Here is a 24,702-nt window from a genome sequence, read left to right on the forward strand (position 1 = left end):
CACGGATTCTGAGAGCTGCGCGACGGGATGAGCACGGCCTCCAGGCCGGCGCTCAACTCGCCGGGGTGGCGAGTCCTGTGGCGTGGACACCGACGGCGCTGGCTTCGAGCAGGTGGGTCAAGTTGCCCGCGAACTCGAGCGCCACATGTCCCCAGCGAGGCACCTGCTCGTACAGAGCGGCCAGGGTCGGCGTGGGGTGTGCGACCTGCCAGAGGTTGGCAGCGAGCGCGAGCGTGATGGTGATGAGGTCGGCGACCTGCTTGCTGGACATCACGCTCGCCGCCTCCAGGTGGCGCGCCATGTCGTCGTAGGCGGTAAATGCGTTGATCTTGTAGCGACGTGCCCTCTCCATGTCGACGTCACCCTCCAGGCTGAGTGGCACGTGGGTGAGCAGGTCGCAGAAGAGCGGAAGCTCGGCGATCGTCCTGCTGAGAACCCCGGCCGTCTCAGCAGGACTGAACAGATCAGGGCCTCCCGGCACCGCCAGGACCAGTTCTCTCCAGCGCGTCCAGCCCCGCTCGGCCAGTTCGAGCAGGAGTTCCTCCTTGCTGGAGAAATAACGGCGCATTCCGGACGGATCGATTCCGGCGCGTTGGGCGACAGCCGTCACTGTGACGTGCCGAGCACCCCCGAGCTCGTCGGCGAGCACCTCTGCGGCTTTGAGCAGGTCCTCGGTGCGACGCACCTTGTCCTCTGCTGAACGGGCTCGCTGGTTCACAGGTGCGATCCTAGTCAGCCTCGCCAAGTAACGCACATCTAATGCGTTAAATCGGTTTCGTCGCGCTCGCGGCGTCCGTGATCTGGTCTGCACTTGAGCGTGATTCGTTGTCACGCAGTCTCTTGTGACTGTCTCGGCGCCGCTTGGTTCAGCGGTGGTGTGCCGTCGCCTGCTTGACCGGCAGGAGGATCGCCGACGGGTGTTCGGCGTCGTGGAAGATCTCCATGTTGGTCTTGTGCGGAGTCACGGCGGTCGCGGTCGGCTCGCCGCTGCCGAGGTTGCGGGCGAAGCGCGGGAACGCTCCGGCCGAGACCTGCACCCGGATCCGGTGGCCGCGGCGGAAGACGTGGGCGGTCGGCGACAGTTCCACGGTGACCTTGGTGATCCCGTCCGGGCGCACCTTGACCAGGTCGTCGCAGATGTTGGTCGACTTCCCGTTCGGACTGACATCGCACAGCCGCACGAACACGTCACAGCTGGGCCTGTCGGCACACACCCACACTTCCGCGGAGACCTCACCGATGACCTCGACGTCTGTCTCGAGGGCTTCGGAGGTGAAAGTCAGTACGTCGTCACGCTTCTCCAGCGGGCGGTTGTCCTTCGGACCGACGCCGTTGGCGTCGAGCTTGGGTCCGCCCAGGCTCGGAGTGGGACTCACCGGGTCGTAGGTGAACGACGACGGCGGTACCTCTCGGGTCGGGGCCGCGCCGAGGGCCGCACCGGGGTTGAGGTGCCAGCGTTGCTCCGCGTAGCCCGCGGGCGGCCACTGGTCGAAGTCACGCCACTGGTCGACGCCCATCACGAACAACCGGACCGGCGCCCGTTCGGCAGGAGCTTCGCCGCGGGCGAGGGCGGCACCCCAGTCGACGACCTCCGAGATGGAGGCGGCCATGCCTCGTGCGTCGGCGTGCCACCACGGGCCCACGGTGAGTCTCGGGTTGCGTCCGGCTTCCACGAGCCTTTGGAAGTCCTTGAGCTGGTCGACGAGGAAGATGTCGTACCAGCCGGTCACCGAGCTGACCGGCACGGTGACGTCACCGACGGTGTCGGAGAGGTCCGTGCCCTTCCAGTACGGGTCGTCCTGGTCGTGGTGCAGGCACTCCTGGTAGAAGGCGCTCTCCTCGCCCAGGAGGATCTTGTCCCCGTCGACGAGCGGGAGTGCGTTCATCGCCTTGGCGATGTGCTTGCGGTCCGAGCCCAGCATTGCGCGCATCAGTGCGCGGGGGCGTTCCTGGGTGCTGGTGTTCCACACCCAGTTCAGGAGCGTGTCGAGCTCCATGCGGTCGGGACGGAGCAGCGTGACCGCCAGTCGCAAGGACGTGATGTGGGGCACCATGGCCTTGACCTGGACGGGCGCGTCGGCCGCCACGGCCCACTGGGTGTAGCCGAAGTAGCTCGATCCCGCCAACACGACGCCACCGCCGGCCCACGGCTGTTCGGCGAGCCAGCGCAGCGTGGCCAAGCCGTCCTCGCGCTCGTTGCGCATGGCGAGGAAAACTCCGCCGGAACCGAAGGTGCCGCGGCTGCGAACGACGAGCACGTGCATGCCGCGCTCCGCCAGTGCGCGTCCGTACATCCAGCCCAGCGGTCCTCCCGACCCGTAAGCGGTGCGCACGAGGACGACAGGCAGCTGCTCGATCCGTTCGCCGGCGGGAGCGTTGGCCGGAGCCCAGTGATCGGCCAGCAGCGTCACACCGTCGTCGGCGCGGATCTTCAGGTCCTTCTCGACAGTGACCTTGCGATCGACGGCGGGCGGGAACTTCAACGCCCGCTGCGCCGCCCAGCCCACGGCCCGCATCGTCCGGTCCATCTTCGGTCGTGTGGTCATCTGCTGCTCCTGCTCACTCAAGTCCTGGGACACAACGGTTCGGAGGGACGTGCGCTTCGCGAAGACGAACTGCGCGAGAGTCCTATGTGGAAGCCGCGGCGCTGAGGTTCGCCGCGGGGCAGCGAGTTGCCGCCGAGATCAGACAGCGAGAACGAGACGGCCGGTGGCGGAACGGTCTTCCAGTCGCCGGTGGGCGGTGGCGGCCTCGGTGAGAGGCAGGACGTCGAGCTCGGTGTCGGCCTGGCCGGCAGCGACGGTGAGGAGCGCCGCCTCGGCCGCGGACCTGATGGCCTCGGGGTGGCTCGGCAGCCAGGCTCCGGCGTTGAACCCGGCGACCACGACGTTGGTCTGCCAGATCTGGTTGCCGTCGACGCCGTGGCCCCAGTCGCCGGAGGCGTTGCCGACCACGAGCAGTCGTCCGGAGGGCTTGAGCAGGTTCAGGCTGTGGGTGCGGAGCTCTCCGCCCACGGGATCGATGATGACGTCGAACTTCTCACCGTCGAGCGCGTCGGGCAGCTGAGCGGAATCGACGACGGCGTCGTAAGGCAACCTGCTCGCTGCCGCGGCAGCGATCTTGTCGCCGCGTACCGTGCCCACCACTCGCGAGGCGCCCAACCGCCGGGCGATTCCGGGAAAAGCCGCGGCGAGCGCACCGAGCGCGCCGTGGACGAGGACGTTCTCGCCGTCGTTGAGCCGGATGGGCCCGGTCAGGGCGACATGCGCCATGACAGCGTTCGGAACGACAGCCACCGCGAGTGCGGGATCGATGCAGTACCCCTCGGTCGAGATGACTCGCCACTGGTCGGCGACGTAGATCGAGGCGTACCCACCGGTCGCGTCAGCGGACATCGCCACGACCCGCTCCCCCACGCGGAAACCGGTCACACCCTCACCGAGGGCGCGGACGGTGCCGGCCACTTCGAGACCCGGCACGTACGGCACCTGAGGCATCCCCGGGACGCCTGCGTAGAGGCCCTGGCGGAGGTAGACGTCAATCAGGCCGACCGCGGCGTGGGTGACGTCGATCGCGACCTGACCGAGCCCAAGCGCGGGATTCGGCAGGTCAGCGACGGTGAACCCCTGCGGTGCGCCGAACTGGGTGAGCTGAATGGCCCTCATGGCGATCTCCCCTTCTTTAACGCATCCTGCATGCGTTACGCGAACCATAGCACTGATTCACGAGATAACGCATGCAGGCTGCGTTATGTGACCACCCCCATCGACACGGCGGCACACGACGCGACAGAAGGCCTCGCCACCGCAGCACGGTGCCCGCGTCACCAAACGAGGATCCCGCGACTAGTTCGGCAGGCGTCGCACCAACGCAGCCGGCACCGCACGATCAGCCCAGTCCAACCACGGGCGCCCCTGGGTACGGCGCAACACGGCGATCTCGTGCCGCAGAACGACCAACTCCACGTCTTGGCCGCAGAGGACCGGCTGAGCAGAACCGTGGTGATCGGGCCGCGCACCCAGGGGCGGGCATCACGCTCGTCGTGCTCGCCGTGTTCGCACTTCTGCCGGCCACCGCGATCTTCTTCCTGTCCTCCTGAGATCAGGACTGTGCCAGCAGTTGCCATTGCTGGTTGGCGCCGCCGTTGGCAGTCCACTGCACGACCTGCGCACCGTCGCTTGTGGACGCTCCGTAGACGTCCGCCGCGAGACCGTTGCCGACGTTGACGATGGTGAAGAAACCACCGGTCGCCGGCCGCACGAACCATTGCTGGTTGGTGCCGCCGTTCGCCGTCCACTGCTGCAGCTGCAACCCGGTGGCGGAAGAGGAACCGTTGACGTCGAGCACCTTGCCGGTCGCGTCGTAGCGCAGGCTGAAGGATCCGTTCTGACCGGCGCTGACGGTCCAGGTCGCGTTTCCGGTCTGCTGCACGGCTTTGGCGCCGTCGGCGGTGGAGTTGCCGGCGATGGCCAGCGGCTTGCCGCTGTTGCGGTTGACGATGCGGTACTTGCCCGGCGTCGGGCCCTGGCCGGCGCCCAGGGTGAAGTACTCGGCCGTGTCGGTGAACGTGGTGGTGCCGGACTTGCTGGTGGACAGGACGAGGTACACCCGTGAGCCGCCGGCAGGGGTCGTGAAGGACACGGGCTGGGTCACGCGCGAACCCAGCGGGATGGTGAGGGTCGTGCTGCCGGAGGCGATCACCGCGCCGGTGGGGCTGTCCAGCCGGGCGCTCCAGGCGAAGTCCACGGCGGTGCCGGTGAGGGTGTCGTTGAAGACGGTGACGGTGCGGTCGACCCTGGTGTTGCCGGCGAAACCGGGAACGGCCGACGGTAGCGGGAAGCTGCCGTTCGCGTCGGACGCACCGGAGGCCGACCAGTAGGGCAGGTCGATCGCGGCGACCGGGTTGAACCCGGCCTGGACCCGCTGGATCTGGGCGTTGCTCCACGGGTCGGGCAGGTTGTCCACGCCGTAGACGGGGCGGCCGCCCTCCTCCGGGATGAAGTCCGTGGTCCGCACGCCGGGGATGACGCTCGCCCAGGCGGACAGCAGCGTGTACGGCCGTATGTCGCTGGTGTCCTTGCCGCGCTTGGCGGCGGTCGCGGTGGCGAACCACTCGAAGCCCTGCTTCGTGTTGCACGCCGGCCAGATGAACTCGCCCTCGCCGTCCGGCCGACCGGCCACGGACCAGGTCTGCTCGCCGTAGCGGCCGAAGCCGTCGAGGTAGTGCGGGATGAGGTTGAAGTTGGCCTGCGTCATGGAGGGATACTGGTTGGGCGACCCGCCGACGCCCAGCTCGGCGATGATCGGTCTGGTGCCGTCGGCGCCGTTCATGGCCGCGTACAGCTCCCGCTGGAACTGCTCCGAGTCGAACTCGCCGCCGTTCGGCTCGTTCACCTGGCTCCAGCGGATGATCGCGGGATGGTTGCGGTCGCGCAGGACCAGCGCGCGGGCGTGGGCCACCATGTTGGCGCGACCGGCGTTGAAGTCCTGTGGGCCGCCGGAGCCGCGGATGGCGGTCTCGTCGATGATCATCAGGCCGAGCTCGTCGGCCGTGTCGAGCATGTACGGGCTGGCCGGCTCCTGGTGGATCCGGACGACGTTGTAGTTGAGCCGCTGGTAGTTGTCGACCGCCTGCGGCCAGCCGCCGTTGCCGGCCGACGGCGGGAGGAAGCCCGGCAGCGTGTCGAAGGCGTCGCCCTTGCCGCCGTTGTTGATCCGGTCGTAGTCGGCGCCCTGAAGGTTGTCGCCGCGCACGTTCAGCCGCACACCGTTGAGGCGGTAGTGCTCGCCGTTCTGGGTGCTTTCGCGGAACCCGAACCGATACGTGGCGTCGCTGGTGCGGCCGTCATCGGTGGACGCGTGCACCGACAGCCGGTGCAACTGAGCGCGATACCCCTGGCGGTACGGCACGTTCGGCCACCAGTACGACGCGGAGCCGAGAGACCACACCACCGGGCCGACGGTCACCGTCGCGGTGGATCGGGCCGCGACGGTGACCGTGCGACTGGGCAGAGCGGGGTAGTTGAAGTTCTCGCCGTTGTCCGAGGCGAGCGTGCCACCGAGGGTCACGGTGCGGGCGCTGCCGGAGGTGTTGGTGACCGACACGTCATAGGTGAGGCTCTGGTCTGTCACCGAGGTGCGAACGAAGGCGTCGCTCACGTACACGGCCGGGTACACGCGCAGGAACGCCGAACGGAAGATGCCCTGCGGCACCGCCTCGGACCAGCTGGCGGCGTCGGGAACCAGGTACTTGCCCGCCGGTGTCTTCAACGCGTTGCGGCCCTTCACGTTCACGCTGATCGTGTGCGTGGTTCCGGGCGCCGCGACAGCGGTGATGTCGAAGTTCGACGGGGTGAACGCGGTCGTCTGCGTGGCGACGACCCGCCCGTCGACCGACAGGGTCGCCTGGTGGTTCACCGCACCGAACTCGATCCACGCCGACTGCGGCTGCCCCGAGTCGGGCACGGTGATCGTGCGCGAGTACGTCGCTTCGGACACGTCGGTGAAACCCTGCTTGTACCAGCCACCACCGGGAACGGTGATCGTCGTGGCCGCCCTGCCCGCCGGCGTGAAGCTCCACCTGCCGGCCAGATCGACCGACTCGATCGCGGCGTTGCCCGCGGCGACCCCGTTCACGTCCGGCACCGGGGCGGCGGAACCAGCCGCCGGGACCGGGGTCGTCACCCCGGCCACGGCCAGCACCACCGCGACCACGGCCCGCAGCAAAACTCGTGCCATGCCTGAACTCCTAGTCCTGGCGAAGAGTTCTCGTTGCTGGCGGCGGGCCAACACAGAGTCCACAGTGGACGAAAATGCCACGGGCAGTCGTCGAGTCGAGGGCAGGAAGGCGCAGGTCCCCAAGGTAGGGCTCAGCGACTGCGACGGTCAATAGGTAGTACATGTTGACGAGAATGAGTCGGACTAGTCCAGCCGGATGCCTGTTCAGGATGGTCGCAGCTTGCGCGCTCGGCCTTATTGGTACGACTCATCCACCGCGACCCGGGTAATCCAGACCAAGTTGATCGGTCTTGTGTTGATGGTCAACGCCTTCCAGAACAGCAAAGAGGCGGTGCGGCTCCGGGATGTCGTCGACGTTGATGCCGGCCACGGCCTCACCCAGGCCGCGCCAGACCTTGCCGATGACGTCCGCGTCGCCGTGGAAGATGGCGGCCTTCGATCATGGATCGGCATTCGGCGGTCAGCTGTGGTGTCTCCAGGTCCCCGAGCAGGTTGCGGACAGGCTCATCGGCCGCGCCGCCGCCGAGCACGGCCCCGCCCTTTCCGTGGCAGCCACTGAGGTGATCCGCGGCTGGCTCAGCGCGGTGGCACCCGTCACCGCTGTTCGGCACTGCTGGTGTCGAGGGCGGCGAGGTGGACGCGAACCTCGTCGGCCTCGGGCAGGCTGAGGTCGGTGTAGATGGCCAGGGCGTGCTGGTAGTGCTCGCGGGCGAGGGCGGGGTTGCCAAGGGTCTGGTGGGCGTGGCCGAGGCCGGTGTGGGCGCGGGCCTGCTGGTCGCGGTCGCCGGGTGCCGGCGGCGGTGGTGTGGGCGGCGGTGTGGTGGGTGAGGGCGTCGGTGGGGTGGCCGGCGGTGTGGGCGGCTTCTCCGAGGCCGTTGAGCGCCCAGGCTTCGCCGTACCGGTTGCCGATCTCGCGGACGATGGCCAGGGCCTGCTGATGGTGTTCGGTGGCCTGGTCGGGCTGGTCGAGGCGGGTGTGGAGGGTGCCGAGGCTGTCCAGCGTGCTGGCTTCGCCGGAGTGGTGGCCGAGTTGCCGGTACAGGGTCAGGGCTTGCCGGAGGTGGTCGCCGGCCGGCCCGTACCAGCCCGACCGCACCTCGACCTGGCCGAGGCTGTTCAGCGTGAGGGCTTCGCCGTCCCGGTCGCCGGCCTTCCGGCACAGGGTCAGGGCCTGCTCGTGGTGCTCGACGGCCGCGCGGTGGTGGCCCAGCCGCCCTTCTAGTTCACCGAGGTTGCCGAGTGTGCGGGCTTCGCCGCTCCGGTCGCCGGTCTGCCGGTACAGGGTCAGGGCCTGTGCGTACCGGTCAGTGGCCCTCCGATACCGACCCGATCGCTCCGCGATGATGCCGAGGTTGCCCAGGGCGCGTGCCTGGCCGGCCGAGTCGCCGATCTGCCGGTACAGGGTCAGGGCCTGCTGGTAGTGCTCGCTGGCCGCCCCGTACCGGCCCAGCCGAAAGTGGGCGGCGCCGAGGTTGGTCAGGGCGTGGGCTTGTCCGGTCGGGTCGCCGCTGTGGCGAGCGGCCTGGTGGGCGTCGCCGTGCACGGTCACGGCGTCGGTGTAGTGGCCGCCGTCGAGGTACCGGAACAGGGTGCGGGCGAGTCGGGTGGTGTGGGTGGGCCAGCCGTGGGTGGCGGTGTGGGCGGCGACGGCGATCAGGGTGGTCCGTTCGCTGTCCAACCATTCCCTGGCGGTGTCCGGGTCGGTCAGGTCCGGGGTGGGAGTCCCGGCCGGGGGGATCGCGGGCCGGTCGTGGGCTTCGCCTGGGTTCAGCGTGTTCATGGCGGTGGCGGCGGTGGCGAGGTAGTGGTCGAACAGGCGGGTCAGTGCGGTGCGGCGCTCGGGTGGGCGGTCCTCGTCGGAGGCCCGGACTGTGGCGTAGACGCGAACCAGGTCGTGGAAGGTGTACCGGCCAGGGCTGCCCTGTTGAAGTAGATGATCGCCGAGCAGGTGTTGCAGGTGGACCTGGGTGACGGCCAGGTCGGTGTCAGCCAGCGCCGCTGCGGCGTAGGCGTCGAAGTCCTGCCCGGGGTGCAGCGCAAGTAGCCGCAGCAGTGATCGCCGGTCGGCGGGCAGGTGTTGGTAGGACAGGTCGAAAGCCAGTTCGACACCCGTGTCCAGGCGCCGGTCGCGATGGCGTTCATCGAGCCGGTCGGCATGATCGGTGAACGTCCAGCCGGGTTTAGCTCGTACGTGTCCGGCAACCAGCCCGAGCGCGAGCGGTAGGTAGCCGCAGCTCCTGGCGATCCGGGAGCCTGCCTCGGGGTCGTCGCCGGCCGGTGCTCGGGGTGCGGCTCGAGTCAGGAATCGCCGGGCCTCGTCGGGGCTGAAGACGTCCAGGGACAGGTGGGCCGCGGGGTGCAGATCGGACAGGCTGCACCGGCTGGTGACCAGGGTGGGGCACCCCGGTGTGGCAGGCAGCAACGGGCGGACCTGTTCGGTGGTTGCGGCATTGTCCAGCACCACCAGGGCACGGATGCCGGCGAGGCGATCGCGGTAGGCGGCGGCGCGCGCGTCGAGGGTGTGGGGGATCTGCTGGCCGGGCATGCCGAGCAGACGCAGGAACCCGTCCAGGACGGCTGCGGGGTCGGCCGGCGGCTGCGCCGGGTCGAAGCCGCGCAGGTTGACGAACAACACCTTCTCGAACGGCTGCTGCTGGTGGAGCAGGTGTGCGGCGTGCACTGCGAGTCGGGTCTTGCCGACCCCGGCCATCCCCTCGATCACGGAGATCGCGACCGCCTGCCCGTCCTGTGCCACATGGCGCAGCCGGTCCAGTTCGCCGGTGCGGGCGGTGAACCCGGCCAGATCCTGCGGCAGGCTGTCCTGGACCCGAACCTGGGACACCGCCTCGGTCTCCCCGCCGATCACCCGCAACGCCTGACGCCATTGCGTCACATATCCGGTGTCGGGGTGCAGCGCCTGAACCACCGCGAGTACCAGGTTGGTGTCCAAGCGTCGCCGGCCGGGCCGGAAGCAATAGGCGACGGTGGACCTGCGCGTCAGCTCACACGGCGGCCGGCCTGCCGCCGTCCACGCCTTGTTGACCCGGTCTTTGATCGTTTCATAGGAGGGGTCACCGGCCCAGACCTTCAACCGCCGCAACCGCTCGACGAGATCGGCGAAACCATTCGCCTGCCCTGGGTCGGGCAGTGACGTGAACACCTCTGTCCGCGCGGTCACCGGGTCCCCGGGGAGCGGCATCGCCCACCCCCACGAGATCGGTCGATGTCTCGGTGCGTCGAAGCCTAGCGACCTCATCACCGACGGCGGGTCGCCTACGAGACATTCCACGCCGTCTGCCCTTGAACGGGTCACGGCGCCGAGGGCGGGCGTCCAAATTCGTCCAAAGTTTCCCCGCACCGGACATCGGCGCCTGACGCTGAGACACACCACTCGACGGACACCTGGTCGACCCGGAGCGACACAACAGCAACGAAGCCTGATCGACAGAGAGGAATCACAGAATGAAGCCGTCCCACCTTGAGCTGTCCCGAGCCGCCGCGATCGGCGCTGCCGTGCTGCTCGGCCTGGGAGGCGTGGCCGTCACGCCCAGCGCCGCCTTCGCCTCGCCGCTCGACAGCTGCTCCGTCACGGCCTACCTGCCGCAGAAATCCGGAAACACCATCACGTTTTCCGCGGTCGCGGCCTGCTCCGGGCACAACGCCGTTCACCAGTACGCGATCTCGCGCTACCGGAACGGTCAGTATCAGGGCCACAAGTCCATCCGCTGCGTCGACACGATCGCCTGCTACGGCTCGACGACGCAGTCCGACGTGGACGGCAACCAGGAGTGGTGCACCGTGATCGAGGGCTCTTCCTACATCCAGGGCCACGGCGGCAGGTCGTTGGCGGCGAAGAAGTGCGAGACCAACAGCTGGTAGCCGGGCCGAAGGACAGGTCGGTCTGAACGTCACCGGGCGAACCGCAGGACTGGTTGGTGACGATCCACAGGATCCGTACGACCACGACGTCGAGTAGCCGCCTGGAACTGTGCCCGCGTCCGAGGTCATGGAGGCGGGCACAGTGGTGGTCGTCTCGGGGGAAGATCCCGTTGGGACGTGCGGCCCGGCTTGGGCGCTGGCACCTGCTGAGCCTCGCGTGCCTGAAACAGTCTCTGGTGTTGTGCGTGCAGAAAACTGCGTCCGTGCAAGTTGAGCAGCATGGCGGTAGTCGTGGATGACTCCGCGTGGACGGTCCTGTTGGTCAACCACAGGGTGTTCAGTCCACGCGCTGAACACCGCCGCGTTTGAACCGGCCGCTCCCGTGGTATCGACCAAGACCATTTCTGTCCCGTTCCGGAGGGTGCTCATGCAGATCCAGGTCAACACCGACCACAACATCCACGGTGGCGAACGACTGGCCACCTATGTGACCACCGACCTGGAAAGCAGCCTGTCCCGGTTCAGCGGATGGTTGACCCGCGTGGAGGTGCACCTCAGTGAGGACGGGGGCGGCAAGCCGGAGGACAAGAAGTGCGTCATCGAGGCGCGGCCGGGAGGCAAACAGCCGGTCGCGGTCACCCACCACGCGACGACCGTGGACGACGCCTACGCCGGGGCGGCGCACAAGTTGGGAAGGGTGCTGGATTCCCGCTACAGCCGTGCCCACGACCACAAGGGCAGTGACAGCATCCGTCACATGCCCGCTCCGGAAGACCCGGAGCTGGTCGGCGCGATCGAGGACGAGCCTCGGGGCTGATCAAGGCGACATGACGACGTAGGCCTCGTCGGCCGAACCTCTGGTCGAGTGCGCTCGGCCAGAGGTGCCGCGCAGAACCGCGTGGGGTGCCCTGCAGCCTGACTCAGTGAGCTGGTGATCGGGTCGTGGTGGATTTCGCGGTGGGATCTTCACAACGTCGATGCCGGCGTCAGCAAAACGGAGTCGAACGACGCCACGAACTGACCTGCCCTGTCACGAACCAGGAATCGAACATCGTTCGCCCAATCGGCAAGCCTCACGAGGAGGTCTGCCTGAACACCAGCGCGACGCTCGAACCGGCGGGAAGCGATCCACACTCCCGCACCTCGCGGCGCGCCTCGTGGCGGTTCATACTGGATGCTCCGAGGCTGGCTCGTCGAGGCTGGTGGATCACATGCGGATTCCGGGGCGTCGCCCGCGGCGAGGCGCCAACGTGGCAGCTGCGAAGGATTCCACCGCCGCGCGTCTGGTCGCGCTGCGGTCGCTGCTGGAGGTGGCCACCCGTGCGGTCGCGCTCCAGCCCGCCGCCGAGCAGATCATCGGCGCCTGCGCGCAGCCTGGCGACGTCCCGACACAGGTGGCCCGCCGAGGCGGCCGGATCGCGTCCGACTACTGCCGGCTGCACGGATGGGCTCTGGACCTCATCGGCGACGCCGACCTCACGTCGCTGGAGTTTCGGCTGACTCAGCTGCTGCACTACCACGCCGAGATGATCGACACGTGCCTCAAGCTCGCCTTCCCGAGGTTCCGGAGCCCCAGGCTCGAACAGCGGCGGCTGGCGTTGCACGGACTCGGCGAGCCGGCACGCACCCTGCAGGACGCGCGGGCGGTACTGGCCCTGTGGATCTCCGACCTCGAACGGACCGACGGCGTCGTACCGCCACCCTGAACCGCCAGCAGCACGTCCCGGCGGCGTCGGCGGCTGTGGTGGCGGCTGGGTTGGTCGTTCGGCTGCCCCGAGTTCCCCAGGGCGTGCCCCGGTGCGTTCCCACCACAGCGCGCGTCAACGGGGATGATGGGGACATGACTGAACCGGACTACACCGAAGACGGCGTGCCGACGTTCGACTACGTCCGCGACAAGATCGAAGGCCGGAACCTCACCAGCGAGGCCGCCACCGAGCTGGCGGGCGATCCGCAGAACACCCAGGACCAGTTCGACCGGCGCGAGGAGGCCGGTCGCGACCGCCTGGAGGAGATCCGCAGGTCGTTGCGCCCCGAGTGACGGGGGCCTCCCCCAGCGTCGAGGTGTGGCCGGCACCAGCGGGGATCCGCCGGGTGGCCTGATCGTCGTGCGGCCGGGAGATTCCTAGGGTTCCCGTCATGGTCAAGCACCTGAATCCCTTGTGCCGCAAGGCGATCGCTCTCGGTTCCGGAATACTTGTCGCAGCGTCGCTCCTGGCGTGCTCGTCACCGAACGCGGCGAGCAGCCCGTCACCCGCGGCGTCCAGGACGCACAAGGTGACGAACGCCGAGCACGAACTGGTCTTCCACGTCGTGGACGGCAGGCTGCCCGCCCTGGTCCTGGACGCGGGCGGCGGGCTGAGTTCGTCGTACTGGAAGGAACTGGCGCCGCGGCTGGCGAAGGCCACCGGGTCGAAGGTCGTCACCTACGACCGGGCGGGTGAGGGCGAGAGCGACGAGGTCTCGGGGCCGTGGAGGGTGGAGAACGCGGTGTCCGACCTGGAGGCCGGACTGAGGGAACTGGGACTGACGAAGGACGTGGTGCTGGTCTCGCACTCGATCGCGGGTGAGGTCGCCACGAACTTCGCGCACAAGAACCCGGGCTGGGTGTCGGGTGCGGTGCTCGTCGACGCGAACGTGCCCGACTTCTTCACCGACGAGATGCTGACGGCGTTCGAACCGGTCATCGAGAAGCAGCGGACCGCCCTGCTGACGCAGGCGTCGACCAAGAAGAACCGCCAGCTGCTCGCCGTGATGGTCGACTACGCCGCCGTGCACCGCGTCTTTCACCGCCTCGCCTGGCCGCAGGACGTGCCGGTGACCGCGATCGTCGCGTCCGGGACCCCGTTCGCCGACTCCCCCGACGCGGCGAAGATGTGGCGGGACGCCCAGGTCCGCTTCGCGCAGGGACCGAACCGGAAGCACGTGCTCGCCGAGAACACGACGCACGAAGGAATCGTGACCGAACGTCCGGAGATCATCGCCGGTGCCGTCGACGACGTGCTGAAGGCCGTCCGCTAGTCGTCCCGGTCGCGGAGTTCAGGACGCCGCGCACGACGGGACGCCGAACCTGGCCCGCACTCCGGGTGAGTACAGAACGCTCATCGGCTCGCCGGAGACCGGAATCTCCGCCGATGCCACCAGATCGTCGTCGCAGCGAACGATCGTGGCGCGGCAGAGGTCCCACGGCGCGTGGTGGCTCGGCAGGTACGTGGTCCGGCCGAGCCAGGACGTGTGCAGTCCCCACCTGGCCGTCAGGAACTCCTCCAGCGGGCTCGGCCGGGCGATCCGCTCCCCCGCCCGCACGGTGAAGGTGCTCGTCGCGTCCGGACGATGAGGCCATTTGCGCCGGCAGGTGTAGGTGACCTCGTCGCCGTCACGGCGCACCGTTGTGTCCGACCACATGTACGGCAGTCCCGCGAGAGCTCGTGCGCTCAGCACGAACGGCAGGTTCGCGGCGTCCATCGACAGGAACACGACGCCGCGCCTGCCCTGCCCGTCGATCGTGTACAGGCGGACGTTGGTCTCCGGGAAGCTCCAGCGGTGCGTCAGCGCGGGCCAGCCCAGCGGGCACAGGCGGAACGCGATGAGCCCTACGAACGTGTCGCCACCGACCACGTCCGGTCGCGTGCCCGCGGGCAGCAGATGTTCCACCGCTTCAGGAGGAACTCGCCAATGCAGGAACGTCACGTCGGTCCACCACTGCGTCAGCACCGAACGGTCGATGCGCCGCGGTGAACCGAAGGTCATGGACACGATTCAAACGCAGCACACCTGAGAGTCCGGGCCGAGTTCCTCAAGCTCCAGTGGCCGCGGAGCCGCCGGGCCGGCCCTTGAGCGCCTGCCTGCGCGACCAGTCCGAACTGTCCTGGCTGTAGCGGATCAGGAACCGGGCGAACTGGTCGCGCTCGGCGGCCGTCCACCCGGCCGTGATGAACTCGAAGGCTTCGCGCTGCTCGGAGGCGAAGCGGCCGCGTTCGGCCTCGCCGGCCTCGGTGAGCTCCAGGACCGTGCGGCGGCCGTCCGCCTGTGAGACGGCACGACGGAGCAGGCCGTCCGCGATGCAGGCGGCCACGGTCCGGCTGGCGACGGGCTGGGCGACCCCCATCTCGGCGGCGACCCCGCCCACCGTCATCTCGCCGGGATCGTCGTGGACCACGTTCAGGACGAGGTTGCGGGTGAGGTCCCCGCGTCCGCCGGAGGTCCGCCGGCGGAGCCGGGACAGGGCGGGCCCGACCTGGTCGAGCAGGCCTTCGTCGTCCCCTGGCCGAGGCGAGTCGCTCATCCAGCGACTCTAGCAACTACGAAGCAGAAGGCATCTACATACCTTCAGATATTTACATGACTTAAGGTATATGATTCAGTGAGGAAGTCACCCACCACGATCAAGGCAGGCCATGACCACGACCACCATCACCGGCGCCAGGGTCTTCGACGGCGAGAAGAACCTGGGCGTCACCACCGTGTCCATCGAGGACGGAAAGATCGTCCAGGTCGGCGGGGAGGTGCCCGCCGGAGCCGACGTGGTCGACGGGACCGGCGCGACACTGCTGCCGGGCCTGATCGACGCGCACGTCCACACCGCACCGGACGCCCTCGCGCTGGCGCTGCGCTTCGGCGTGACCACCGAGCTGGAGATGCAGGGCGTCAACACGCGCGACCGGCGGGCCGGCATCACCGAGAACGACGCGGTCGCGGACGTGCGCTCGGCGGGCTTCGGCCTCACGCCGCCCGGTGGGCATCCCGCCGAGCTGTTCCCGCCGGGCTTCACTCCCGGCGGCGGCGGAGATCAGACGGGCGAGCCGCCGTTCCAGCCCGACGCCACGAGCCCGGAGGCCGCCGCGGCCTCGATCCCCCGGTTGCTCGCCCACGGCTCGGACTACGTCAAGTTCATGATCGACGACGGCAGCGTCGAGGGACACCCAGGGCTTCCGATGATCGATCAGGCCACCCTGAACGCGGGCGTGGCCGAGGCCAAGAGGTACGGCGTCCTCACGGTCGCCCACACGCTGACCATCGACGCCACCAGGATGGCCGTGGAGGCCGGAATCGACGGCCTGGCGCACCTGTTCGTCGAACCCCACGACGACGAGATCATCGCCCTGATCAAGGACACCGGCATGTTCGTCGTGCCCTGCGCGGTCCTCAACGCCTCCCTCATGGGCATCACCGGCGGCGAACTCGCCGACGACCCGCGGGTGTCCTCCCGGCTGGACGAGGCCTGGGACAAGACCCTGCGCTCCAGCTTCGACTGCTATCCGCAGGGCGAGATCAAGGACGTCCTGACGACCATCAAGGCGCTCAGCGATGCCGGCGTCGACGTCCTGGTGGGCACCGACGCCTCCGTTCCGCTGCCGTTCCTCGGCGGCCTCGCCCACGGCGCGAGCGTCCACCACGAACTGCAGTACCTCGTGAGGGCAGGACTCACCCCGGAACAGGCACTGCGCGCCGCGACCGCCACGACGGCCCGGCGGTTCGCGCTGTCCGACCGCGGCCGCATCGCCGAGGGACTGCGCGCCGACCTCCTCCTCGTCGACGGGGACCCGACCACCACGATCTCGGACACCCTCAACACGCGTGCCGTCTGGCGCCGGGGTGCTCTCGTCCAGCGGCGCTGACGCGGGGCCGCGCCGGCATTCGTGCGTGCGGACGATTGCGCTCGGCCGAAAGTGGGCACGTCATGCGGGTGACGATCGACCAGGAAGACCCGCCGCTGAGGTGTCTCGTGATGGGCGCGACCGGGCACCTCGGTTCGCACCTCGTGCCGGAACTCCTCGCGCACGGGCACGAGGTGGCCGTGCTGGTTCGCGACCGCAGCCAGGCGGCACGGTTCCCCACAAGGGTGATGGTGCACGTCGGCGACGCCACGGACCCTCGCGCGGTCCGGGGAGCGTTGGCGAACAGCGACCTCGTGTACTTCCTGATGCACTCGCTGGATCAGCCGGACTTCGCCGGCATCGACCGCGAGGCCGCCTCCGTGCTGGCGACGGCGGCGGCGGACGCGGAGGTGCGGCAGATCGTCTACGTCGGCGGGCCGCGGCCCGACTCCCCCGGCCTGTCCGCGCACCTCGCCTCCCGGGCCGAGGTCGGTGACGTCCTGACCGCGGGACGGGTGCCCGCGCTCGTGCTGCAGGCGTCGATGATCATCGGCGCCGGGTCGGCGAGTTTCGAGCTGTTGCGATCCTCCACCCGGCTCACGCCGTGGGTGCCGGTGCCGTCGTGGATGCACAACACCAGCAGGCCGGTGGCACTCGCCGACGTCGTGCACCTCCTGGTCGCCGCCGCGGACGCCACGGAACCGATCGGCGGCGTGTTCGACGTGCCGGGGCCGGAGCGGCTCAGCTATCTGGAACTGGTGCAGCGGTGTGCGCGGGTGCTGCGGCTCCCGGTCCGGCTGCCGGTGCCCGCGCCGTTGTGGTCGCACAAGCTCGCCGCGCAGGTCGCCGGGCTCGTGACGCCGGTGCCCACGGCGGTCGCGGAGCCGTTGTTCGCCTCACTCGACCACGATCTCGCGGCCGACGGTCCGCCGATCACCGACGTGCTGCCCGCGCCGCCCGGTGGCATGACCAGCGTCGACAACGCCATTCGCGCCGCGACCACGCCGGAGGCGGAGAAGACCGGCGGCGAGGTGTTCACCGAGGAACGGACGGTGCTCACCGAGGCGTCACCCGAGGACGTGTGGCGCACGGTGAACACGCTGGGCGGCCAGGACGGCTGGCACACGGTCCCGCTCGTGTGGACGGTGCGGGGTGCGATCGACCACCTGTTCGGCGGCATCGGGCTGTACCGCGGCAGGGCACCCGAGGTCGGCGACGGCGACGTGGTCGACTTCTGGACCGTCGTGCGCCGCGACGACGAGGCGAGGCAGCTGGTGTTGCGGGCCGACATGAAGATGCCCGGCCGCACGGTGCTCGACATGCGCGTCGATCGCGAAGGCGACCGCACGCGCTACCGGCAGAAGATCACGTTCACCGCCGACGGGCTGCTCGGCCAGCTGTACTGGATGGCGCAGAAACCGTTGCACGACATCGTGTTCGCCACGATGGCGCGCGGGATCGTCAGAAAGGCGTCCGCGGCACACCAGGGCGCGTGACTCAGGAGGCCAGTCGCCGGCGCAGTTCGGGGACTCCGTCGCCGCCGAGGTCGGCGAGGAACACGTCACGGCCCGCCATCACCATGACCAGCGACAGCAACGGCCCGCGAACCTCCGGCCCACTGCCCGCCTCGAAGTCAGCATCGGTCGCCCGCAGCGCCAAGCCCTTGACCAAGGTCTTGCTGTTGACCGCGAAGTCCTTCGCGGCGAAGAAACGGGCCACGGCGAGCAGGCCGTCGGCGTCGGGGGTGTGCCTCAGTCCGAGCGGCCTGCGGATGTCCTCGCCGTGGACGATCACCTCGCCCAGCCCGGCCGGGGACGACTTCGCCGGTAGAGCGATCGTGCCGATGTGCCGGAACCGTTCGAGCGTCTCCCGCGGGGTGGCGCCGCGGAACTCTTCGAGGCGCCGCCGGTTGTGCAGGTCCGCGTTGAACCGGGCGCCGGCCATGCTGCGGATCCACCCCACCAGGTTGAGCCTCGAAGCCGCGCCGAGGTGGGCGAGGGTCTCCTCGACGTCCCAGTCACCGCACAGCGTGGCCGTGCGCCACTGTGACGGGTCGAGCGCGCTCAGGTCGTCGGCCAGCACGGCGAGCTCGCGCTTTTGGATCTCCGTCAGGTCGGGCATGGCGCGACGACAGTCGTGGTCACTCCGATCGCAAGATGCCTTTGCATAAAGCTATCTCCAAAGATAGATTGCCGTCGTGGCAGAGCGCGGCGAGACGGACCTGGTCGGCGGAGTGGTGGCGTGGTGGGCACGGCACGCCCCCGAACTGCCGGTGCGGACGATCGAGTTCACCAAGCGCGTCGCACGGATGCACGCCTTGACCGACCGCGTCACGGTCGCCGCGCTGTCGGGCTTCGGGCTGAGCCGTGCCGAGTACGACGTGCTCGGCACGCTGCTCACGGCAGGCGACGCGCACCTGAAGCCGTCGGAGCTGTCGTCCCGGCTGCTGCTCACGACCGGCGGGCTGAGCAACGTGCTGCGGTCGTTGGAGCGCCGCGGTCTCACCTCGCAGACCTCCGACGCCTCCGACGGACGCAGCAGGCGCGTCGCCCTGACAACCGAGGGAACGGACGTGGCCGAGCGGGTGGTCCGCGAAGTCGTCGCCGCCCAGCACGACCTGCTGGGCAAGGCCGGTGACGCGGACGTCGAGGCCGCCGTGGCGGCACTTGCCGCCGTGCTCGATCCGCTTGATCGCCGCTCGTCCCCGGAGGTGTGACATCTCGACGTTCACGCTCACCAACGTCCACGTGTTCACCCCTGAGCACACCTTCGGGCCGCTCACCTCCCTCGGCGTCGAGAACGGCGTGATCACCGGTGGCACCGGAGGCGAGGTCGTCGACGGGCGGGGCGGCTACCTGCTTCCCGGGCTCATCGACACCCACGTCCACATCGGACACGCCGACGAGCTCGCCGCCGGGCTGCGGTGGGGTGTGACGACGATGCTCGACATGGCCTCGACCCGGTGGGACGAGCTCCGCGCGATGCGGGACAACGAGTCCGACGACCGCTCCGACGTCCGCGGTGTCTCCTACCCGGCGTGCGCCGTGCGTGGCCGGGCCGTGCGCAAGATGGGCTTTCCCGCCTCCACGGCCGTCAGCGGCCCCGGCGACGCCGCGCGGTGGGTGGCCGAGCGCCTGCACCAGGAACCGGACCTCCTCAAGATCGTGCTGGAGGACAAGGTGCTGCCGTTCCAGCCCCGGCCCCTGAGCCCCGGTACGGTCGCCGCCCTCGTGACCGAAGCGCACCGGGCGGGGAAGAAGGTGGTCGTCCACGCCGCGTCACCGCGGGCCTACGCCATCGCGCTCGACGCGGGCGCCGACGTCATCACCCACGCGCCCATCAGCGCCACGCTGTCCGCCGAACTGGCCGGTCGGGTCGCCTCCTCGGGCACCGCCGTGTCCCCCACCCTCGTGATGATGCGCGGTGTCCTGGAGAACCTGCGAATGCCGTTCAAGCCGAAGTCGCTGCACTTCGGCCAGACGCTCGCCTCGACCGCGGCGCTGAACGACGCGGGCGCGACGATCGTCCTCGGCACCGACGCGAACTCCGACGAGACCTCACCTTCCCGCGTCGCCCACGGCAGCGCCGTCCACGAGGAACTCGCCCTGCTCGTGGACGCGGGCCTCAGCCCCGCCGACGCGCTCGCCGCGGCCACGTCCCGTGCAGCGGCGGTGTTCGGGTTGCGCGACCGCGGCGTTCTCGCCACGGGCACACGCGCGGATCTCCTCCTGCTCAACCGGAACCCGCTCCAGGACATCACCGCCAGCCGCGACATCGCCGGCGTCTGGAAGCGCGGGGTCGCCGCGCCGGGCATCACACGGTGATGACGACCTTCGCGCGGGCGTGCTCGGTCTCGACGTAACGGACCGCGTCGGGCACCTCGTCAAGCGGGTAGGTGCGGTCGACGACCGGCGTGAAGCCTCCTGATTCGGCCAGGCGCCGCAGTGCCGCGAGGATCTCCCCGTCCGGCGCCGTGGTGAGCACGAGCAGCCGGTCGCGGACGAACGGCGCCCACAGCTTCGCCCTGATCATGAGCCACATTGGCCCGGCGAGACTGCCGCCGCGGAACACTCCCCCGCCGGACAGCACGATCGTCCCGCCAGGGGCGAGCGCGCGGCGCAGGCCGGTCAGCGAGTGGTTGCCGACCAGGTCGAAGACGAGGTCGTAGCGCTCGCCGTTCCTGGTGAAGTCGCCTGCGGTGTAGTCGACGACGTGGTCGGCGCCGAGCGACCGCACCAGTTCGACGTTCCTCGTGCGGCACACGCCGGTCACCGTGGCGCCCATGGACTTCGCGATCTGCACCGCGAAAGTGCCGACGCCTCCGGACGCCCCGTTGATCAGGACGTGCTGTCCCGCCTGGAGCTTTCCGATGTCGCGCAGTCCCTTCAGCGCGGTGAGGCCGGCCAGCGGCACAGCGGCGGCCTGCTCGAACGTCAGGTTGGCCGGTTTGGCCTCCACCAGGCCCTCCGGCGCGCACACGTACTCGGCGAACGCCCCGTCGGCGGTGCCGAGGTCGCCGTACACCTCGTCACCGGGCCGGAAACGCCGCACGTCCCGGCCCACCGCCTCCACCGTGCCCGCGAAGTCGCGGCCGCGGATCCTCCTGCCGGGACCGGTGAGCCCGATCCCCGTGAGCCTTGCCAGGTAAGGGTCTCCGCGCATGACGTGCCAGTCGTAGGCGTTGACCGAGGCCGCACGCACCCGCACGAGCACCTCGTCGCCCGAGGCCGCGGACGGCTCCACGTCGCGGAACTCCAGCACGTCCGGTGATCCGTACCGGTCCTGCACGATCGCCTTCATCGGGTCTCCCTGAGCGTGGCGCCGACCTGAACGGTCGCGCGAGAGGGCTTCACCTGGCGGCGGATGATCCACTCCGCGACGGCGAGGTTGACGAGCCAGGCGGTGAGCATCAGCACCGCATTGGCGAGCCGGTCGGGCGTGCCGACGGCCACGAGCCACGCGGTCAGCGTCACCGCCTGGGTGCCGGCGCCGAGCCCGATCGCGAAACCGCGGATCATCCAGGCGCGGTGCCCGGCGACGTCCCGGCGACGGATGGCGGCGAACCCGAGCACGATGAACACCGCCCAGGCCGTGCCGAACACCAGCCGGATGCCGGTGAGCAGCGCGCTCACATCGGAGGGTTTGGGGTAGAACACGGTCATCCACAGACCTGACAACGCACCCAGAAGTCCACAGAGGACCAGAACGCGTCCTGCCGCCCTGTGCCACGCCGGTCTGCGGCGCCGGAAGCCGGGAGCGAACTGGAAGGCCCCGAGGAGGCAGTACACGCTGACGGTGATGGCGTGCACCACCACGGGAACGGGCGAGGCGAAGAACCGCGCGTTGTCCGGCGTGATCTCCGCACCGCCGCCGAGCTCGCCCAGCCGCAGAGCGCCGCCGAGCACCGGGATCACGCTGAACAGGATGATCGCGGCCGGGATGAGCCTGTTCCACTTGGTCGAGGAGGTCATGCACCGGATCGTGTCGCGTGCGGGGGTGTCAGCTCATCGGCAGAAGGGCCGCGATCATCCCGGCCGATGGTCCGGTGCGCTCGTCGTACTTTCGGCTACCGCTGCCGGAATCCGCTCCGCACCCGCTTGGTCTCGTAGGCCCAGATGGCCATCTCGACCCGGTTCCTGACGCCGATCTTGGCCATCAGACTGGCGATGTGGGACTTCACGGTGCTGAGCGTGATGTACAGCTCCTGGGCGACCTCGCTGTTGGTGCGCCCGCCCGCGACGGCGGCGAGGACCTGCTCCTCCCGTTCGGTGAGCGGCTCGATCGGCTGCACGACGCGGCCGGCGGGCTCGACGTCCGTGAACGCCTCGATCAGCCGGGCGGTGACGCTGGGGGCGATCAGGGCGTCGCCCGAGGCCGCGGCGTGGACCGCCTGGGCGAGCAGGGCGGGACCGGCGTCCTTGAGCAGGAAACCCCTGGCACCCGCACGGAGCGCGGCGTAGACGTACTCGTCGAGGTCGAACGTGGTGATCACGACGACGGCGAGCGGGTCGGCGACTCCCGGTCCGGCGAGCAGGCGGGTGGCCTCGATGCCGTCGGTGCCAGGCATCCGGATGTCGAACAGGCACACGTCGGGCCGCAGGCGCCGGGCCAGTTCCACGGCCTGCCGTCCGTCCGGCGCCGCACCGACGACCTCGATGCCCGGCTGGGCGTCGAGGATCATCGAGAGTCCGGTGCGGACGATCTCCTGGTCGTCGGCGACGATCACCCGGACGCTCATCCCCGCGCCCCGGTGAGCGGCAGGACGGCGGTCACGGTCCAGCCTCGTCCGGGGTTCGGGCCCGCCTCGCAGCTGCCGCCGAGCAGCTCTGCGCGCTCCATCATGCCGATCAGCCCATGTCCCGGCACCGCGGTGCCGGCGGCATCGCCGTCGTCGCTCACGCACAGGCACACCGACGAGGCGCTGACGACCACGGACACCTCGATGCGCGTGGCGTGGCGGGCGTGCCGGCGCGCGTTGGTGACCGACTCCTGGGTGAGCCGGTAGATCGCGGTTCCGACGGACTTCGGGAGGTCGTCGACGGACCCGTCGATCCGCACGTCCACCTCGGGACCCGGCTTGCCGGGGCTCGCGAGCAGCGCGACGTCGGCGACCGTCGGGCTGGGCGCCAGGTCCGCGGACTCGTTGTGCCGCAAGGCTCGCACCATCGTGCGCATCTCGGCGAGTGCCCGCGACGCTTCCGACTCGATCAGGCCGAGGGCCTCGGTGGCCGCCTCCGGCCGCGACGCCGCCGTCGCGAGCCCCGCCTGTGCCCGGATCGCCATCGCGGACACGTGGTGCGCCACCGTGTCGTGCAGATCTCGCGCCAGCCGCTCCCGTTCCAGCAGCTTGACCTGGTCGAGCTCACGTGCCCGCGCACGTCCTCGATAACGCACGGCGGCCCCGATGGCGCACGCCGTCCCCAGCACGGCGCTCCCGCTCCCCGCCTCGCCCACGCTGATGAACCCGAGCGCCGCCGACAGCCCGACCTTGGCGAACATGATCACCAGCCCGATCACCGCCTCGCGCCCGGAACCCCACCGGAACAACGAGAACGGGAAGAGCACCATGAACAGCAACACGTTGAGCTCGGGTTCGCCCCCGAACACCAGCGAGGCGACCGCGGCCACGCCGAACGCGACGGCGACCGCGACCAGCGGCCTGCTCCTGCGCAGCAACAGCAACGGCAGCAGCACCACCGCCACGACCAGCGAGCCGGCCCGCGAGCCCAGGTCCGTCCGCAGCAGTGTCTCGAGCACCGCGACCAGCAGGAGGACGGCGACCAGCGCCCAGTCCCACCACAGCCACGCCGCCCCGCGCGCCGGCCGGGGCTCGTCCCACACCGACCGCAGATAGGCGAACACGAGGTCATCGTACGAGAGCAAGAGTCACGGCAGATCAGTCCAAAGCACGAGACCTGGGCCCTGAAGCCAGGTGCCGCAACGTGGGCCGGCGCCGTCACCCCCTGGTGACGGCGCCGGCCCACGGCGTCCCCTGCATCCCCCGCCGCGACGAATCGCGGCCACTGACTACGCCTGCTCGGCCTCGACCGTCGTCGCGGGCTCGCTACCAGGCTTCCGACGGTCCTCCAGCGAGATTCCGCACTTGCCGACCAGCGCGACACCGGCACCGATCGTCGTGGCCACCGGAGCGGCGAACGCCGCCACGAACCCGAGAGCCAGCGGCACCTCGAGCACCACGTCGTCCTTGCTGTCCCGCACGACGACACGACGGTTGATGCCCTCGCTGACCAGTCCGCGCACGGCGTCGACCACCGAGTCGACGGGGTTGCGGGTGGGCTCGGACTTGGATTCGCTCATGTCTCTCCTCGAACTGGGACATCCCCTTGACGACTTCCAGCGTGCCCGTGATCAGGTGCCGTGCCATCAGGGTTTTCCCCTGACCTCCGCCTGATTTCCCCCTCAGGCCGGAAAACCCGCTCCCACCTTCGGTGATAGGTGATCCGCATCACGCGGTCGCGCGCACAGGAATGCGCAGCGGGAGATTCCGGGAATTCTCTTCCGAGGAAACGCTCAACGACGTCCGGTGGCCAGGACGACGAGGAACTGGCCGCCGCCCGCCTCGACGGTGGCGGTCACCGGCAGCCCCGGCACCAGCCGGGAGAACCGGTCCGCCAGCCAGTCCGCCGCCTCGTGGGCGTCCTGCTTCGTCGGGCACCGGGCCACCATCTCGCGGCCGCCCTTGCGCTCCAGCCGCCCGGCCACTGTGATCAGCGGCGCGGGTTCGGCCACGTGCAGGCGGTCCGGCCACGCGATGACGACCTTGACCGCGCCCTTGCGGCTGTTGCAGCCGCGGTGCGCGAGCCGTTCGGCGATCTTCGCCTTCCGGTCGGCCGTCCGGCTGTCGACGCTCGGCCCTCGCGCGTCGTTCACCGACATGCCGGGGTCGACCGGCTCGTCGCACACCCAGCATCGCCAGCCGTCGCGTTCGGCCACGTCATCGAGGAGACTCACCGGGGCAAACTAGCCT

At 69.6% G+C, this 24,702-nt stretch carries 23 protein-coding genes and 1 pseudogene; 9 read left to right on the top strand and 15 right to left on the bottom strand.

The genetic code is table 11. The features are described 5' to 3' along the window. Positions 1-52: 52 nt before the first annotated feature. The 6 genes and pseudogenes from SK854_RS06260 to SK854_RS06285 form a co-directional block, all read right to left on the bottom strand. Entirely contained in the window at positions 53-718 is a 666-nt protein-coding gene (locus SK854_RS06260; RefSeq protein WP_319974025.1) for a TetR family transcriptional regulator, read from the bottom strand. Positions 719-866: 148 nt separating this feature from the next. Then, complete coding sequence (locus SK854_RS06265) at positions 867-2,546, bottom strand: CocE/NonD family hydrolase (RefSeq protein ID WP_319974026.1); 1,680 nt, start codon at positions 2,544-2,546, stop codon at positions 867-869. 138 nt (positions 2,547-2,684) lie between these two features. Then, the gene (locus tag SK854_RS06270) at positions 2,685-3,665 is read right to left on the bottom strand and encodes a quinone oxidoreductase family protein (protein ID WP_319974027.1); all 981 of its coding nucleotides are present in this window, start codon (positions 3,663-3,665) and stop codon (positions 2,685-2,687) included. A 436-nt stretch (positions 3,666-4,101) separates the two neighbouring features. Further along, on the bottom strand, positions 4,102-6,738 hold the full coding sequence (locus tag SK854_RS06275; RefSeq protein ID WP_319974028.1) for an RICIN domain-containing protein: 2,637 nt from the start codon (positions 6,736-6,738) through the stop codon (positions 4,102-4,104). 325 nt (positions 6,739-7,063) lie between these two features. Then, positions 7,064-7,174: pseudogene (locus tag SK854_RS06280) on the bottom strand (pyridoxal 5'-phosphate synthase lyase subunit PdxS); the annotation flags it as partial. Positions 7,175-7,198: 24 nt separating this feature from the next. After that, complete coding sequence (locus SK854_RS06285) at positions 7,199-9,937, bottom strand: tetratricopeptide repeat protein (RefSeq protein ID WP_319974029.1); 2,739 nt, start codon at positions 9,935-9,937, stop codon at positions 7,199-7,201. Between the two features lie 263 nt (positions 9,938-10,200). Between SK854_RS06285 and SK854_RS06290 the strand changes: the two genes are divergently transcribed. From SK854_RS06290 to SK854_RS06310, 5 genes are all read left to right on the top strand, one after another. Beyond that, the gene (locus SK854_RS06290; RefSeq protein WP_319974030.1) at positions 10,201-10,617 is read left to right on the top strand and encodes a hypothetical protein; all 417 of its coding nucleotides are present in this window, start codon (positions 10,201-10,203) and stop codon (positions 10,615-10,617) included. A gap of 427 nt (positions 10,618-11,044) precedes the next feature. After that, entirely contained in the window at positions 11,045-11,434 is a 390-nt protein-coding gene (locus SK854_RS06295) for an HPF/RaiA family ribosome-associated protein (protein WP_319974031.1), read from the top strand. Positions 11,435-11,867: 433 nt separating this feature from the next. After that, a complete protein-coding gene (locus SK854_RS06300; protein ID WP_319974032.1) occupies positions 11,868-12,323 on the top strand; it encodes a hypothetical protein in 456 nt (151 codons plus the stop codon). Between the two features lie 134 nt (positions 12,324-12,457). Then, positions 12,458-12,658 carry a hypothetical protein gene (locus tag SK854_RS06305; protein ID WP_319974033.1) on the top strand — a complete coding sequence of 67 codons (201 nt, stop codon included), beginning with the start codon at positions 12,458-12,460 and terminating at the stop codon, positions 12,656-12,658. 98 nt (positions 12,659-12,756) lie between these two features. Continuing rightward, positions 12,757-13,638, top strand: a complete 882-nt coding sequence (locus SK854_RS06310) for an alpha/beta fold hydrolase (protein WP_319974034.1) — start codon at positions 12,757-12,759, stop codon at positions 13,636-13,638. 18 nt (positions 13,639-13,656) lie between these two features. Here SK854_RS06310 and SK854_RS06315 read toward each other — a convergent pair whose 3' ends face one another. Further along, positions 13,657-14,367 carry a YqjF family protein gene (locus SK854_RS06315; RefSeq protein WP_319974035.1) on the bottom strand — a complete coding sequence of 237 codons (711 nt, stop codon included), beginning with the start codon at positions 14,365-14,367 and terminating at the stop codon, positions 13,657-13,659. 46 nt (positions 14,368-14,413) lie between these two features. Next, entirely contained in the window at positions 14,414-14,902 is a 489-nt protein-coding gene (locus SK854_RS06320; protein WP_319974036.1) for a MarR family winged helix-turn-helix transcriptional regulator, read from the bottom strand. Positions 14,903-15,014: 112 nt separating this feature from the next. Here SK854_RS06320 and SK854_RS06325 point away from each other — a divergent pair, with 112 nt between their 5' ends. Both SK854_RS06325 and SK854_RS06330 read left to right on the top strand, forming a co-directional pair. Then, on the top strand, positions 15,015-16,235 hold the full coding sequence (locus tag SK854_RS06325; RefSeq protein WP_319974037.1) for an amidohydrolase family protein: 1,221 nt from the start codon (positions 15,015-15,017) through the stop codon (positions 16,233-16,235). A 62-nt stretch (positions 16,236-16,297) separates the two neighbouring features. Next, positions 16,298-17,710 carry a DUF2867 domain-containing protein gene (locus SK854_RS06330; RefSeq protein ID WP_319974038.1) on the top strand — a complete coding sequence of 471 codons (1,413 nt, stop codon included), beginning with the start codon at positions 16,298-16,300 and terminating at the stop codon, positions 17,708-17,710. A gap of 1 nt (position 17,711) precedes the next feature. On the opposite strand, the gene SK854_RS06335 is transcribed toward SK854_RS06330, so the two are convergent. Continuing rightward, positions 17,712-18,335: a maleylpyruvate isomerase family mycothiol-dependent enzyme gene (locus SK854_RS06335; RefSeq protein WP_319974039.1), complete on the bottom strand. Its 624-nt coding sequence runs from the start codon at positions 18,333-18,335 to the stop codon at positions 17,712-17,714. A 76-nt stretch (positions 18,336-18,411) separates the two neighbouring features. Between SK854_RS06335 and SK854_RS06340 the strand changes: the two genes are divergently transcribed. Both SK854_RS06340 and SK854_RS06345 read left to right on the top strand, forming a co-directional pair. Continuing rightward, entirely contained in the window at positions 18,412-18,930 is a 519-nt protein-coding gene (locus SK854_RS06340) for a MarR family winged helix-turn-helix transcriptional regulator (protein ID WP_319974040.1), read from the top strand. Between the two features lie 31 nt (positions 18,931-18,961). Then, a complete protein-coding gene (locus SK854_RS06345; RefSeq protein WP_319974041.1) occupies positions 18,962-20,038 on the top strand; it encodes an amidohydrolase family protein in 1,077 nt (358 codons plus the stop codon). On the opposite strand, the gene SK854_RS06350 is transcribed toward SK854_RS06345, so the two are convergent. The 6 genes from SK854_RS06350 to SK854_RS06375 all read right to left on the bottom strand — a co-directional run bounded on the left by SK854_RS06350 (position 20,028) and on the right by SK854_RS06375 (position 24,686). After that, positions 20,028-21,014 (bottom strand): NAD(P)-dependent alcohol dehydrogenase, encoded by a 987-nt coding sequence (locus SK854_RS06350; protein WP_319974042.1) that lies wholly within the window; start codon positions 21,012-21,014, stop codon positions 20,028-20,030. The two genes, SK854_RS06345 and SK854_RS06350, sit on opposite strands and share 11 nt — an antisense overlap. After that, positions 21,011-21,685, bottom strand: a complete 675-nt coding sequence (locus SK854_RS06355; RefSeq protein WP_319974043.1) for a DUF2306 domain-containing protein — start codon at positions 21,683-21,685, stop codon at positions 21,011-21,013. The genes SK854_RS06350 and SK854_RS06355 overlap by 4 nt, the downstream gene beginning before the upstream one ends. Before the next feature lie 95 nt (positions 21,686-21,780). After that, entirely contained in the window at positions 21,781-22,452 is a 672-nt protein-coding gene (locus SK854_RS06360; protein ID WP_319974044.1) for a response regulator transcription factor, read from the bottom strand. Next, positions 22,449-23,576 carry a sensor histidine kinase gene (locus SK854_RS06365; RefSeq protein ID WP_319974045.1) on the bottom strand — a complete coding sequence of 376 codons (1,128 nt, stop codon included), beginning with the start codon at positions 23,574-23,576 and terminating at the stop codon, positions 22,449-22,451. Before SK854_RS06365 ends, SK854_RS06360 begins: the two co-directional genes overlap by 4 nt. Positions 23,577-23,741: 165 nt before the next feature. After that, positions 23,742-24,032 carry a DUF4342 domain-containing protein gene (locus SK854_RS06370; protein ID WP_319974046.1) on the bottom strand — a complete coding sequence of 97 codons (291 nt, stop codon included), beginning with the start codon at positions 24,030-24,032 and terminating at the stop codon, positions 23,742-23,744. A 213-nt stretch (positions 24,033-24,245) separates the two neighbouring features. Continuing rightward, on the bottom strand, positions 24,246-24,686 hold the full coding sequence (locus SK854_RS06375; protein WP_319974047.1) for a hypothetical protein: 441 nt from the start codon (positions 24,684-24,686) through the stop codon (positions 24,246-24,248). Positions 24,687-24,702 lie beyond the last annotated feature (16 nt).

The organism is Lentzea sokolovensis, assembly GCF_033949975.1.
Taxonomy (GTDB): domain Bacteria; phylum Actinomycetota; class Actinomycetes; order Mycobacteriales; family Pseudonocardiaceae; genus Lentzea; species Lentzea sokolovensis.